This is a genomic window from Streptomyces sp. NPDC029836, from assembly GCF_055574495.1.
Genome location: NZ_JBVHZI010000002.1, coordinates 988,920 through 1,002,322, shown reverse-complemented (window position 1 = coordinate 1,002,322; position 13,403 = coordinate 988,920). Strand labels below are relative to the sequence as shown.

Sequence of the window (13,403 nt, the reverse complement as noted above, 5' to 3'; positions counted from 1 at the left end):
ACCCGTGCTTGACCCGGTGCGCCGATCGGGCGTAAACCGGGAGGGCTCACGCGCGGCTCCCGGCAAGGGGTCGCGCGCGCGTGCAAGGGTGCGGACAAGGCCGGGGTGATTGTCACCTCGTCCTATCATCGTCCCGTCCGGCGAGCAGCGAAGGTCTTCCATGCGACTGCGCAAAGCCCTTGCCCTCACCGCCGTCCTGCTCGTCTCCGCCGCGCCCTCCGCCGTGGCGGACGTCGGCACCGGCGGCGGCGCCCACGCCGCCCCGGCGCTCCCCTCGCGGGCACTGGCCAGCTGTGGTGACGGCAAGGGCGCCGCCTTCCCGATCGGGGCCCGGATCCGTGGCGGCCCGGCCGTCTACCGGGCCGGTGGCGGGGCGCAGACCTGGCTGCTGGACCTCACGAACACCACCGGCGGCGTATGCACCGCGATCCACCCCGTCGTCGTGTTCACGGACAAGGCGCGGGCCCTGCGCCCCGCCCACCTGCGGATGGAGTTCGACTCCCCGGGCGGCTCCCACCCCGTCAGCCTGGAGCGCACCGACCGCGACGAGATCATCGCCGTGTTCGACGGTGGCGACGCCTTCTCCGGGTTCTCCGTCGGCGCGGGCGGCTCGATCACCGTCACCGTCCGGCTCGCCTTCGCCGAGGAGGCCCCCCACGGCGAGGTCGTCGCGGACGCCGCCCTCGTCCAGCGCAAGGGCGACCACGGAGACGACGGCGACTGGGTCGGGGAGGCCGGCGGCTACCGGTTCGAGGTGGAGGGGCCGCAGGATCCCGCCGAGGCGGGCACGCTCGCGCACACCGGGCCCCGCGGCCGGGCGTACGGGACCGGCGCCCTCGTCGCGCTCACCGCCGGCGGCGTCCTGCTCCTGGGCGCCCGCCGACTCCGCGCGCCCCGCCCCCGCTGAGGCCCCGATCCGACGAGCCCCGCCCGGCCGCCGCACCCCACAGGCGGCGATCTCCGTACATCTGCCCCACGTACAGTCCCCACGTGGAAGAACAGACCCAGCGGCACCAGCACCTCCCGGGCCGGCCCGTGCGCTCCGGCATCCCCGAGCACGGCCGGATCCCCAAGTACTACGCCGTCAAGGCGCTGATCGCCGATCTGCTCGACGAGCTCGGCGAAGGCGGCGCGCTGCCCACCGAGCGCGATCTCGCGGAGCGCTACGCGGTGTCCCGCGAGACCGTACGCCAGGCCCTGCGCGAGTTGCTGCTGGAAGGCCGGCTGCGCCGGGCGGGGCGCGGGACGGTCGTCGCCGGACCCAAGCTGGAGCAGCCGCTCTCCCTCGCCAGCTACACCGAAGGGGTGCGCCGCCAGGGCCGCCGCCCGGGCCGCAACCTGATCGGGCTGGAACGCTTCCCCTGCCCGGACGGACTCGCCGCCGGCATCGGCGCGCGGGCGGGGGAGCCCGTCTGGCACCTGGAGCGGGTGCTGCTCGCCGACGACGAGCGCGTCGGCCTGGAGAGCACGTACATCCGGGTCGCCCGTGCGCCCCGCCTCGACGTCGATTTCCAGCCCGACTCCTCCTTCTACGGGTACCTCCGCGACGGTCTCGGAATCGCCTTCGGCGAGGCCGACGAGAAGCTGGAGACCGTCCTCGCGACCCCCCGCGAAGCCCTCCTCATCGGCACCCCGCCGGCTCTTCCGATGCTGCTCATCCACCGGTTCTCGCGGGACGGGCAGGGCGGGCCGCTGGAGCGGGTGCGTTCCCTCTACCGTGGCGACCGGTTCAGCTTCACGACGCGCCTGCGCCCCGAATAGCGCGCAGCGGACGCCCCGCACACCCGGCAATCAGCACCAAACGGGGCGGCTATACATCACGGAACGGTAACGGGTCTGGTCCAAGCGTCGGGGGCCGTTCACCGTCCCGACGCCGACCGGACCCTCTCGGGTCACCGGCCCCGGCCACCTTGGACGGCGTGAGAGTCATAGTCGTCGGAGGCGGCGTGGTCGGCACCATGCACGCCTGGCAAGCAGTCGAACGCGGCCACGAGGTCGTCCAGATCGAGCGAGAAGCGGAGGCACGCGGCGCGTCACTGCGCAATTTCGGCCAGATATGGGTCAGCGGACGGGCCGGGGGCGAGGAGCTCGACACCGCCCTGCGGGCCCGCGAGCTCTGGGAACGGATCGGCGCACAGGTGCCCGGACTGGGCTTTCGCGCCATCGGTTCCCTCACCCCCGTCCGGGGCGCCCGCGAGCACGCGGTGGCGCGGGCGGCGGTCGCCCGCCCCGACGCCGCCGCCCGCGGCTACCGGCTGGTCACCGCCGCCGAGGCGCGGGAGATCAACCCGGCCCTGCGCGGGGACTTCGAGGCGGCCCTGTGGTGCGAGCGGGACGCGGCCGTCGAGCCGCGCACCGCGCAGCTCCACCTCCACGAGGCCCTGCGGGCGTCCGGCCGGTACACCTTCCTCACCGGCCGCGAGGTCCGCGAGGTCGTCGGACCCGGGGCCGTCCGCGACGACCACGGTGACGTCCACCGCGGCGAAGCGGTCGTCCTCGCCACCGGCGCCTGGCTGTCCGGCCTGGTCCGCGAGCTGGTCCCCGACCTGCCGGTGCGCCGGGTCCGCCTCCAGATGATGCAGACCGCCCCGCTCGGCGAGCCCCTGACCACCTCGGTCGCCGACGCGGACAGCTTCCGCTACTACCCCGCCTACGCGTCCCCGGCACTCGACGCGCTCAACGCCGGGCAGCCGCAGGAACCGGTCGCCGCCGCGCACCGGATGCAACTCCTCATGGTCCAGCGCCAGGACGGCGGACTGACCATCGGCGACACCCACGAGTACGAGCACCCCTTCGCCTTCGACACCCTCGAAGACCCCTACGAGCACGTCGCCGCGGTCGCCGAGTCCTTCCTGGGCCGCCCGCTGCCCAAGATCCGCCACCGCTGGGCGGGCGTCTACGCCCAGTGCACCGACACCACCCGCGTCGTCCACCGCCAACAGGTGGCCGACGGCGTGTGGCTGGTGACCGGACCCGGGGGGCGCGGGATGACCTGCTCGCCCGCCATGGCCGAGACCACCGCGAACGAACTGGGCTGGTGACCGACATGACCGATGCCAACAAGCTGATCGTCCTCGACATGGCCGGCACCACCGTCGCCGACGGCGGCCTCGTGGAACGCGCCTTCGAACGCGCCGCCGAAGCCCTCGGCGTCGAGCCCGGCGGCGCCGACCACGCCGGCAAGCTCCAGTACGTCCGCGACACCATGGGCGAGTCGAAGATCTCGGTCTTCCGGCGGCTCTTCGGTACGGAGGAACTCGCCCGCCGCGCCAACTCCGCCTTCGAGCAGGCCTACGCGGAACTCGTCGACGGCGGCCTCATCGCCCCGATCCCCGGCGCCCACGAGGCCGTCGAGAAGCTCCGCGCCGACGGCCGCACCGTCGTCCTGACCACGGGCTTCGCCCGCGTCACCCAGGACGCCATCCTCGACGCCCTGGGCTGGCGGGACCTCGCCGACCTCACCCTGTGCCCCGCCGACGCGGGCGGCCGCGGCCGCCCCTACCCGGACATGGTGCTCGCCGCGTTCCTGCGCACCGGCGCAGCCGACGACGTACGCGCGACGGTCGTCGCCGGGGACACCGCGTACGACATGCTCAGCGGCCGGCGCGCCGGAGCGGGCACCGTCGCCGGCGTCCTGACCGGCGCCCACGACCGGGCGACGCTCACCGCGAACGGCGCCACCCACGTCCTGGACTCCATCGCCGAACTCCCCGCCCTGCTGGCACGGGAGCCCGGGGCGTGAGCGGGATCCGCTTCGACTCCGTCTCGGTCGCCTACGGCGGGAACACCGTCCTGGACTCCCTCGATCTGACCGTCGAGCCGGGCGAGGTCATGGCCCTGCTGGGGCCCTCCGGCTCCGGCAAGACCACGGCGCTGCGCGCGGTCGCCGGCTTCGTACGGCCCGCCGCCGGCCGGATCCTGATCGGTGGCCGGGACGTCACCGCGCTGCCCCCGCACCGACGCGGCATCGGCATGGTCGTCCAGCAGTACGCGCTGTTCCCGCACATGCGGGTCGCGGAGAACGTCGCCTTCGGCCTCAAGGCGCAGAAGGCCCCCAGGGCCGGGATCCCCGAACGGGTCGCCGAGGCCCTGGAGATGACCGGGATGGGCGCCTACGCCGAGCGCTACCCGCGCGAACTGTCCGGCGGCCAGCAGCAGCGGGTGGCCATCGCCCGGGCGCTCGCCATCCGCCCCGGCGTGCTCCTGCTCGACGAGCCGCTCTCCGCGCTCGACGCGCAACTGCGCTCCGGGATGCTCGCCGAACTGGCCCGCCTGCACCGCGAACTGCCCGACGTGTCCATCCTGTACGTCACCCACGACCAGGTGGAGGCCCTCACCCTCGCCGACCGGATCGCCGTCATGGACCGCGCCCGGCTCCAGGACTGCGGAACCCCGCAGGAGCTGTACCGCTCCCCGCGCACCGAGTTCACCGCCTCCTTCGTCGGCAACGCCAACCTGCTGCCGGTCACCGTCGCCGACGACGGCGCCGTGTTCGAGGGCCGCGCCCTGGAACTGGACCGCGGCGGCGCCGCCCCCGGCGCCCGCGCCACCCTGTGCGTACGGCCGCACCTGCTCGGCCTCGGCGAGGGCCCCAACGCCCTGCGCGGCACCATCACCGAGGTCCAGTGGCGCGGCTCCACGCACCGGCTGTACGTGGACGTCGACGGCCACCGCGTCAAGGCCGACCTGCCCGAACTGCGCGAGACCCCGGCGCTGGGCGACGCGGTCACCCTGCACTTCGCACCGCGGGACGCGGTGCTGCTGTCCGCGGGGGTCTCCGATGGCTGAACTCGCCGGGAACCTGCGGGAACCCGCCGCCGCGACCCTGCCGACCCCGGCCGTACGGGCCGCCCCGCCCGGCCCGCCGCAGGCCCCGCCCGCCCGGCGCCCGCGCACCGTCCCGGCCTGGCTGTGGACGGCGCCGCCCCTGGCCGTGCTCGCGCTGGTCTTCCTCTACCCCCTCGCGCTGGTCGTGCAGCAGTCGCTCAGCCCCGAGAGCGGCGGCGGCGCCTTCGACGCCTACGCCTCCGTGTTCGCCTCCCGCGGTTTCCGCGAGGCCCTCGGCACCACGGTGTGGCTGGCCGTCGGAGCAACCGTCGGCTGTCTCGTCCTCGGCTTCGCCCTCGCGCTGGTCATCGCCTTCGTCCCGTTCCCCGGTTCCAAGGCCGTCGCCAAGTTCATCGACGTCTTCCTCTCCTTCCCCTCCTTCCTCGTCACCCTCGCCCTGCTGTTCATCTACGGGACCGTGGGCATGGCCAACGGGGCCTGGAGCGAGCTGACCGGCGCCGCCGAGGGCCCCTTCCACTTCCTGGCCACCCCCTGGGGCGTCCTGCTCGCGGAGATCACCTATTTCACCCCGTTCGTGATGCGCCCGCTGCTCGCCGCCTTCTCCCAACTGGACACCGCACAGCTGGAAGTGGCGTCCTCCCTCGGGGCCAAGCCCGCCCGGATCGTGCGCCGGGTCATCCTGCCCGAGGCGCTGCCGGCCCTGGCGGCGGGCGGCAGCCTCGTCCTGGTCATGTGCCTCAACGAGTTCGGGATCGTGCTGTTCACCGGCGCCAAGGACGTCACGACGCTCCCGATGCTCATCTACGGCAAGGCGATCCTCGAATCCGACTACTCGGCCGCCTGCGTGGTCGCCGTCGTCAACATCGCGATCTCCGTCGGCCTGTTCGGCCTCTACCGGGTGGTGAGCAAGCGTGCTGGTGCATAGCAAGACCGGCCGCTGGGCCGCCTGGGGCCTGTTCGGCCTCCTCTTCCTGCCCCTGTTCGCCCTGCCGCTGCTCGTCGTGGTCGCCGCGTCCTTCTCCTCCCACTGGTCCGGAGCCTTCCCCTCCGGCCCGACCACCGAGAACTACGCCTCCGCGGTGCGCGGCGAATCCCTCCAGGCCCTCACCACCTCCCTGGTCACCGCCCTCGTCGCGAGCCTGCTCGCGCTCACCGTCGGCAGCTGGGCGGCACTGGCCGCCGCCGGCCTCGGCAAGCGCGGCAAGCGGTTCCTGGACGCCCTGTTCGTGCTGCCCGTCGCCGTACCGTCCGTGGTCGTCGGCCTCGCCGTGCTCGTCGCGTTCAGCAGGCCCCCGCTGCTGCTCAACGGCACGAGTTCCCTCGTGATCCTGGCCCACACCGTGCTCGTGACGGCCTTCGCGTACCAGTCCGTCTCGGCCGCGCTCGTCCGCCTCGACCCCGCCTGGGAGCAGGCCGCGGCCTCCCTCGGCGCCCGCCCCGCGTACGTCCTGTGGCGGGTCAAACTGCCCCTGCTGCTGCCGTCCCTCACCTCGGCCTCCGGGCTCTGCTTCGCCCTGTCGATGGGGGAGCTCAGCGCCACGATGATGCTCTACCCGCCGGACTGGATGCCCCTGCCCGTGCGGATCTTCACCGCCACCGACCGCGGCTCGCTCTTCAGCGGCTCCGCCGTCGCCGTGGTCCTGATGGCCACCACCCTGTCGGTGCTGCTGGCCGTCTCCCGCATCCGCACCAAAGCCTCGTACCGCTGATCCCCGACTCCCTTTCCCCGTAAGGAAGTTCCATGCCCAGCAACCGCAGCCTCCTGCGCACCGCCACCGCCGTCACCACCGGGGTCGTCCTCGCCGGCGCCCTCACCGCCTGCGGCTCCGACACCTCCGCCGACTCCTCCACCGAGGACAAGGTCGTCACCGTCTACAGCGCCGACGGCCTCAAGAGCGACAAGGGCGACGGCTGGTACGACAAGGTCTTCGCCGACTTCACGCGCAAGACCGGCATCGAGGTCAAGTACGTCGAGGGCGGCTCCGGCGAGATGGTGCAGCGCGCCGTCCGCGAGAAGACCAACACCCAGGCCGACGTCCTGATCACGCTGCCCCCCTTCATCCAGCAGGCCGACGGCAAGGGCCTCCTCCAGACGTACCGGCCCAAGGGCTCCGAGCAGGTCAACGGCGCCGACAAGGCCGCCGACGGCAAGTGGACGTCCGTCGTCAACAACTACTTCGGCTTCATCTACAACAAGAAGGAACTCACCGAGGCCCCCAAGACCTGGGAGGAGCTGCTCGACCCCAAGTACAAGGGCAAGCTCCAGTACTCCACCCCCGGCGTCGCGGGCGACGGCACCGCCGTCCTCATCAAGTCGATGCACGACTTCGGCGGCCGGGAACCCGCCATGGAGTACCTCAAGAAGCTCCAGAGCAACAACGTCGGCCCGTCCTCCTCCACCAGCAAGCTCGCGCCGAAGACCGACAAGGGCGAACTGCTCGTCGCCAACGGCGACGTCCAGATGAACTTCGCGCAGTCCAAGTCCATGCCGAACATCGGCATATGGTTCCCGGCGAAGGAGGGCGGCAAGCCCACCACCTTCGCCCTGCCCTACGCGGCCGGTCTCGTCGCCAAGGCCCCGCACACCGAGAACGGCAAGAAGCTCCTCGACCACATGCTCGGCGAGGAGGCCCAGAAGCTCGTCAGCGGAGTCGGCGGCGGCTTCCCGGCGCGCACCGACGTCAAGCCGACCGACGCCAACGCCGTCGAACTCACCAAGCTGCTGACGGGCGTCGAGGTCTTCGAACCCGACTGGGCCGACATCGACACGAACCTCACCGCCCACGTCGACGCGTGGAAGTCGGCAACCGGAAGCTGACCGGTTACTTCCTGGCCACCCCCGCCCGCAAGAGTGACCGTCGTATAACGGGTCTGGACCGGGAACCGCACCCCCGGTCGGACCCGCCGCATGTCCGCAGTACCCGCCTGCTCACCATGCCCCCACTTGCTCCTTGGAGGAGTACGTGTCCCCTGTCCTGTCCGGACGCACCCTCGCCGTCGCGGCCACCGCCACCGCCCTGCTCGCCGCCGCTCTCGGCGCGCCCACCGCGAGCGCGGCGGCGAAGGCGGCCAACACCGACAAGGTCCTCGTCATCGGCCTCGACGGCGCCGTCCTCGACCGCGTCAAGGTCGCCAACGCCCCGAACCTGAACGGCCTCATGGCCCAGGGCCTCACCGCCCGCAGCAACCTCTACGCGAACCCGATGGGCGCCACGTCCTCCGGCCCCGGCTGGTCCACCATCGCGACCGGCGTGTGGCCCGACAAGCACGGCGTGAAGGACAACTCCTTCACCGGCAAGAACTTCGCGGCCCACCCCGACTTCCTCACCCGCATCGAGAACGCCAAGCCGGCGCTCAACACGTACGCCGCCGCGGACTGGGAGCCCATCACCTCCACCGACCAGAACGGCCCCATCTTCTCCACGAAGGTCGACAAGCGGCTCTCCCTCAAGGGCGACCGCGACGGCTACCGCAACGAGGACCCGAAGATCGCCGCGGCCGCCGCCACCGAACTGCGCACCCAGAACCCGGACGCCGCCTTCGTCTACCTCGGCGAGATCGACGCGGCCGGCCACTCCTCCGGCGCCGGCAGCCAGACCTACCTCGACACCGTCGCCCGCGTCGACGTCCTGGTCGGCCAACTCCTCACCGCCGTCCAGCAGCGCCCCACCTACGCCCAGGAGAAGTGGAAGATCCTGGTCACCACCGACCACGGACACACCACCACCGGCGGCCACGGCGGCTCCAGCACCGCCGAGCGCGGCACCTTCGTCATCGCCAAGGGCGCCGGCATCCCCGCCGGCTCGGTACGCGACGACGTACGCCTGTCCGACGTCGCCGCGACCGCCCTCGCCCAGGTCGGCGTCCCGACCACCGGCCTGGACGGCGTCCCCCTCAACGCCCCCGACAACGACGCCTTCGACACGCTGCGCCCCGCCCTCCAGGCCCGCGTCGACGAGACGGGCATCCCGGCCGGCACCAAGGGCTTCACCCGTACCCCGCCCACCGGCTGGGCCGTCGACAACTCGAAGATGGGCACCGGCGGCATCACCGAGTGGGCCGGTTGGACCTTCGCCACCGACGAGTTCTGGACCCAGGCCCAGCGCGACCAGTGGCGCGAGCTGAACGTCCGCTCCCGTGACGTGTTCGCCGTCGCCGACTCCGACGAGTGGGACGACAAGAGCCACACCGGCACCTTCGACTCCACCCTGATCACCCCCAAGTGGGCCGTCACCGGCGGCGCCGCCCGCACCCTCTCCTTCCAGTCGCACTACCGCCACGAGGTCGGCCAGAGCGCCCAGGTCCTCGTCTCCTACAACGGCGGCGCCCCCACCGTCGTGAAGGGCTACACCGCCGACGCCCTCGCCAAGAGCGAGACGATCGCCCTCCAGGTCCCGGCCGGCGCCACCGACGTCCAGGTCCGGTTCCGCTACAGCGGCAACAACAACTGGTTCTGGGCCGTCGACAACGTCACCCTCGGCTGACCCGCCGACGGGGTGAACCGTCCGGGCCGTGGACGCGCTCCGCGTCCACGGCCCGACACGGATAGGGTGGTTCAGACCAGAGGCCCCCGAGGCCAGTAGGCCTCCGAGGTCAGAGGCCCCGCAGAGCGGAGAACAGTCCCGTGGCAGAGCGCAAGCCGATCGAATCCTGGCTCACCGACATGGACGGGGTCCTCATCCACGAGGGCACCCCGATCCCCGGTGCCGACGCCTTCATCAAGCGGCTGCGCGAGTCCGGCAAGCCCTTCCTGGTGCTGACGAACAACTCGATCTACACCCCGCGCGACCTCCAGGCCCGACTCAGCCGGATGGGCCTCCAGGTACCCGTGGAGAACATCTGGACCTCGGCGCTCGCCACCGCGAAGTTCCTCGACGACCAGCGCCCGGGCGGCACCGCCTACGTCATCGGCGAGGCCGGCCTGACCACGGCCCTCCACGACATCGGCTACATCCTCACCGACCACGAACCCGACTACGTGGTGCTCGGCGAGACCCGTACGTACAGCTTCGAGGCCATGACCAAGGCCGTCCGCCTGATCAACGGCGGCGCCCGCTTCATCTGCACCAACCCCGACGAGACCGGCCCCTCCACCGAGGGCCCGCTGCCCGCCACGGGCGCCGTCGCCGCGCTGATCACCAAGGCCACCGGCAAGAAGCCGTACTTCGCCGGCAAGCCCAACCCGCTGATGATGCGCACCGGGCTCAACGCCATCGGCGCGCACTCCGAGAGCAGCGCCATGATCGGCGACCGGATGGACACCGACGTGCTGGCCGGACTGGAGGCGGGCATGCAGACCTTCCTCGTGCTGACCGGCCTGACCACGGCGCAGGACACCGAGAAGTTCCCCTACCGGCCGACCAAGACGGTCAACTCGATCGCGGACCTCGTCGACCTGGTCTGAGCGCCGCGCCGGCCTCCGGACCGGCCGCGCCCATGCGCGGCATTGGCGCGAACGGCTGACACATACGGGCCAAGAGAGCGCCGCTCCGGATGCGGATCGGCGCGTCGCGCGTGAATCTCCTCGTAGAGGAGGTTCACCATGCGCAGTTCACTGTTCGCTCTCCGTGTCGCGGGGGTGGCCGTCGCCCTGACGGCATGCTCCGTCGTGACCGCCCCCACCGCCCTCGCCAACGAATGGGACCGCGGCGGAGTCTCCGCGGAACCGAACCCGGCCGAGCCGGGAGCACTGGTCAAGCTGCGCGTGCGCGGCTGTCACGGCGGCTGGGGGCTGGCCCACTCCTCCGTCTTCGTGTCGGAGGTCCGCCTGTCCGACGGCCGCGACGGGCAGGCGCTGTACGGCGAGGCGATCGTCCGCTCGCACGCCGAGGCCGGCTGGCACGAGATCCGCGTGAAGTGCGACGGCAAGGGCGGCCACGGTGACAAGGGCGGCAAGGGCGGCAGCGAGGAGCTGCGGGGCTCGATCGAGGTTCGCCACCGCGAACACCACCGCCCCGATCCGTACCGTTCGCCCATCTGGCCCGTCCACGCGGGCGGCGGCGGCATGTCGGCGCAGCTCGCCGAGACGACGCGGCTCGCCGCGGCGACGAAGAAGGGCCACGGCGCCGACGGCCCGGGCCTGCCGCACACCCTGATCGGAGCGGCCCTCGCGGCCGTGGCCACCCTGGCGGTCGCGGGCCGCGCCCTGACCCTGCGCCGTCGCCGCAGCGGCGGATGAGCGAGGACCGGGCCACCGCGGGCGGCCGGCTGCTGACCTTCGCGGCCTGGTCGGTGCTGGTCCTGGGCCTGTGGCTGTGGGGCAAGGAGATCACCGGTGTGCCGTCCGGTCCGCAGGCCGGGCAGGGCGGCGGCCCGGTGGGTGCGGGCATGCCCGCCGCCCACGCCCCGATGTCCGGGGCGATGCCCGCCCGGATCGACGTACCGTCCATAGGCGTCCAGGCCCCGGTGATCTCGCGGGGCCTGGACTCCCAGGGGTCGATCGACCCGCCGCCGTACGAACTGCCGGGCACGGTCGGCTGGTGGGGCGCGGGCGCCGCGCCGGGTGCGGCCGGGACGGCGCTGATGGTGGGGCACGTGGACACGAAGTCGAAGCCGGCGGTGTTCTTCGGCCTGGCGACGGTGAAACCGGGCGCCAAGATCCGCGTCGCCCGCGCGGACGGAACGGTCGCCGAGTTCACCGTCGAGGACGTCAAGACGTACGAGCGAACCGGCTTCGACCCCAAGAAGGCGTACGGGCCACGGGTCGGCGGCCGGGCCGAACTCCGGCTGGTCACCTGCGGCGGCGCCTACGACAAGGCGGCCAAGCAGTACTCGGCGAACGTGGTGGTCTCCGCCTACCTGACGGGCGCGGGCGTCCGCTCCGGCACCGCGGTCTGAGGCTCCGCACGAAGTGACCCGCACGGCGCAACGGGAGAAGCCCTCCACAGCTTTCGCTGTGGAGGGCTTCTCCTTGTCGTGCGCCGCCAGGGACTCGAACCCCGGACCCGCTGATTAAGAGTCAGCTGCTCTAACCAACTGAGCTAGCGGCGCCTGCTGACAGAGAAAACTCTACCCCACCTCAAGGGTTGCTCGTGACCAGCCGCGCCCGCGCTGTCCGATTAACCCATGTTTGGGGTGTTTATCGTGCACGATATGTCTGGTCGAGCCGAATCTGATGCCCCGCCAGATGCGTGCCCGGCCGACCAGTGGACGAGCAGGGGAGTGGACGGAACCGCATGACGACGCAGCCTCCGGTGCACGAGCAGCCGCCGGCACCGATGCCGATGCCGGTCTTCGAGGACTACCAACCCGCGGGCGACTGCGCGTGCCCGGGATGCGCGCAGAGGCGTCGCGCCCTCGCGCGCGGGCGGGCCATACCGCTCCGGGACGGCGGCCACCCGGCCGCACGCGGAGCCCGCCGGGCGCTGGTGCTCGCCACCGCGGCCGGTGTGGTCCTGGGCGGAGGCGGATCCGCGGTGGCCCTGCACACACCGGCCCCGGGCCCGGGGCCGGTGACCCTGGACGACCCCGACACCCCGCAGGGCGGCCGGGCCCCGCTGCACGGACGCCCGTCGACCGTCACGCGCCCGCCGGGCCTGCCCGGCGCCCCGTCGGCGGTCCGACGCATCGACCGGGCGACGATCATCAACCGGGCGAAGCTGTGGTTGGACGCCAAGGTCCCCTACAGCATGTCCGCGTACTGGACGGACGGCTACCGGCAGGACTGCTCGGGCTACGTCTCGATGGCCTGGAACCTCGGCACCAACGAGTGGACCGGCAGCCTCCACACGTTCGCCACCCCGATCACCAAGGACGAGCTGCTGCCGGGGGACATGCTGCTCTTCCACAACCCGGCGAACCCGAACAACGGCTCCCACGTGACCCTGTTCGGGGGCTGGGCCGACGCGACGCGCACCCACTACATCGCCTACGAGCAGACGCGCCCGAACACGCGGAAGCAGGCCACGCCGTACGCGTACTGGAACAACGCGACCAAGTACCTGCCGTACCGGTTCACCGGGGTGGCGGGCGGGATCGTGCCGGGCGCGCCACAGCCCGGACCGTCCCCCGTCGTCTCGACCGTCTTCCCGGGGACGTCGAAGTTCGGACCGGGCGCGGACAACGCGCACGTCGCCGAGCTCGGCGCGATGCTGATCGGCCGGGGCGCGTCCCGCTTCTACCCGCAGGGCGCGAGCCGGAAGTGGAGCGACTCCGACCGGCAGGCCACGCAGGCCTTCCAGCGGGCGCAGGGCTGGACGGGCACCGACGCCGACGGCGTCCCCGGCTCGCACACCTGGCGGCTGCTGGTGGAACGCGGGGGCAAGGACATCCCGCCGGCGGCCCCCGGCGGTACGACGACCCCCACGACCCCCACGACCCCCACCGCTCCCACCGCTCCGACGGTTCCGATCGGTCACGCGGGGCCGGGCGGGGTGGCGGCGTACCCGGGGGCGCGGGTCTTCCGCCCGGGCACGTCCCATCCGGCCATCGGCGCCCTCGGCCGGCAGTTGGTGAAGAAGGGCTTCGGCAAGCACTACACGTCCGGTCCGAGCGTCCGCTGGAGCGAGGCCGACCGCCGCAACGTCGAGGCGTTCCAGCGCGCCCAGGGCTGGCGCGGCTCCTCGGCCGACGGTTACCCGGGCCCGGAAACCTGGCGGCGGCTGTTCGCATGACGG

General features: G+C 72.5%; 13 protein-coding genes and 1 tRNA gene. 13 read left to right on the top strand and 1 reads right to left on the bottom strand.

The window, feature by feature from the left end:
• Positions 1 to 160 precede the first annotated feature (160 nt).
• The 12 genes from ACZ4XJ_RS10300 (at position 161) to ACZ4XJ_RS10245 (ending at position 11,625) form a co-directional block, all read left to right on the top strand.
• Positions 161 to 907 (top strand): hypothetical protein, encoded by a 747-nt coding sequence (locus tag ACZ4XJ_RS10300; protein ID WP_468495867.1) that lies wholly within the window; start codon positions 161 to 163, stop codon positions 905 to 907.
• A gap of 83 nt (positions 908 to 990) precedes the next feature.
• Positions 991 to 1,761 carry a GntR family transcriptional regulator gene (locus tag ACZ4XJ_RS10295; RefSeq protein WP_362880342.1) on the top strand — a complete coding sequence of 257 codons (771 nt, stop codon included), beginning with the start codon at positions 991 to 993 and terminating at the stop codon, positions 1,759 to 1,761.
• A gap of 158 nt (positions 1,762 to 1,919) precedes the next feature.
• Positions 1,920 to 3,041, top strand: a complete 1,122-nt coding sequence (locus ACZ4XJ_RS10290; protein ID WP_468495866.1) for a TIGR03364 family FAD-dependent oxidoreductase — start codon at positions 1,920 to 1,922, stop codon at positions 3,039 to 3,041.
• A 5-nt stretch (positions 3,042 to 3,046) separates the two neighbouring features.
• A complete protein-coding gene (locus ACZ4XJ_RS10285; RefSeq protein ID WP_468495865.1) occupies positions 3,047 to 3,742 on the top strand; it encodes a phosphonatase-like hydrolase in 696 nt (231 codons plus the stop codon).
• Positions 3,739 to 4,788: an ABC transporter ATP-binding protein gene (locus tag ACZ4XJ_RS10280; protein WP_362880336.1), complete on the top strand. Its 1,050-nt coding sequence runs from the start codon at positions 3,739 to 3,741 to the stop codon at positions 4,786 to 4,788. Before ACZ4XJ_RS10285 ends, ACZ4XJ_RS10280 begins: the two co-directional genes overlap by 4 nt.
• Positions 4,781 to 5,713: a 2-aminoethylphosphonate ABC transporter permease subunit gene (locus ACZ4XJ_RS10275; protein ID WP_362880335.1), complete on the top strand. Its 933-nt coding sequence runs from the start codon at positions 4,781 to 4,783 to the stop codon at positions 5,711 to 5,713. The genes ACZ4XJ_RS10280 and ACZ4XJ_RS10275 overlap by 8 nt, the downstream gene beginning before the upstream one ends.
• Positions 5,700 to 6,497 carry an ABC transporter permease gene (locus tag ACZ4XJ_RS10270; protein ID WP_468495864.1) on the top strand — a complete coding sequence of 266 codons (798 nt, stop codon included), beginning with the start codon at positions 5,700 to 5,702 and terminating at the stop codon, positions 6,495 to 6,497. Before ACZ4XJ_RS10275 ends, ACZ4XJ_RS10270 begins: the two co-directional genes overlap by 14 nt.
• A gap of 32 nt (positions 6,498 to 6,529) precedes the next feature.
• Positions 6,530 to 7,606: a 2-aminoethylphosphonate ABC transporter substrate-binding protein gene (locus ACZ4XJ_RS10265; RefSeq protein ID WP_468495863.1), complete on the top strand. Its 1,077-nt coding sequence runs from the start codon at positions 6,530 to 6,532 to the stop codon at positions 7,604 to 7,606.
• Positions 7,607 to 7,751: 145 nt separating this feature from the next.
• Positions 7,752 to 9,272 carry an alkaline phosphatase family protein gene (locus ACZ4XJ_RS10260; protein WP_468495862.1) on the top strand — a complete coding sequence of 507 codons (1,521 nt, stop codon included), beginning with the start codon at positions 7,752 to 7,754 and terminating at the stop codon, positions 9,270 to 9,272.
• 140 nt (positions 9,273 to 9,412) lie between these two features.
• On the top strand, positions 9,413 to 10,192 hold the full coding sequence (locus ACZ4XJ_RS10255) for an HAD-IIA family hydrolase (RefSeq protein WP_362879234.1): 780 nt from the start codon (positions 9,413 to 9,415) through the stop codon (positions 10,190 to 10,192).
• A gap of 138 nt (positions 10,193 to 10,330) precedes the next feature.
• On the top strand, positions 10,331 to 10,966 hold the full coding sequence (locus ACZ4XJ_RS10250) for a hypothetical protein (protein WP_362879232.1): 636 nt from the start codon (positions 10,331 to 10,333) through the stop codon (positions 10,964 to 10,966).
• The gene (locus ACZ4XJ_RS10245; protein ID WP_362879230.1) at positions 10,963 to 11,625 is read left to right on the top strand and encodes a class F sortase; all 663 of its coding nucleotides are present in this window, start codon (positions 10,963 to 10,965) and stop codon (positions 11,623 to 11,625) included. The genes ACZ4XJ_RS10250 and ACZ4XJ_RS10245 overlap by 4 nt, the downstream gene beginning before the upstream one ends.
• Positions 11,626 to 11,704: 79 nt before the next feature.
• Here the strand turns inward: ACZ4XJ_RS10245 and ACZ4XJ_RS10240 are convergent.
• Positions 11,705 to 11,778 (bottom strand) — tRNA-Lys (locus ACZ4XJ_RS10240).
• Positions 11,779 to 12,005: 227 nt separating this feature from the next.
• Between ACZ4XJ_RS10240 and ACZ4XJ_RS10235 the strand changes: the two genes are divergently transcribed.
• Positions 12,006 to 13,400: a peptidoglycan-binding protein gene (locus tag ACZ4XJ_RS10235; protein WP_468495948.1), complete on the top strand. Its 1,395-nt coding sequence runs from the start codon at positions 12,006 to 12,008 to the stop codon at positions 13,398 to 13,400.
• The last annotated feature ends 3 nt before the right edge of the window (positions 13,401 to 13,403 follow it).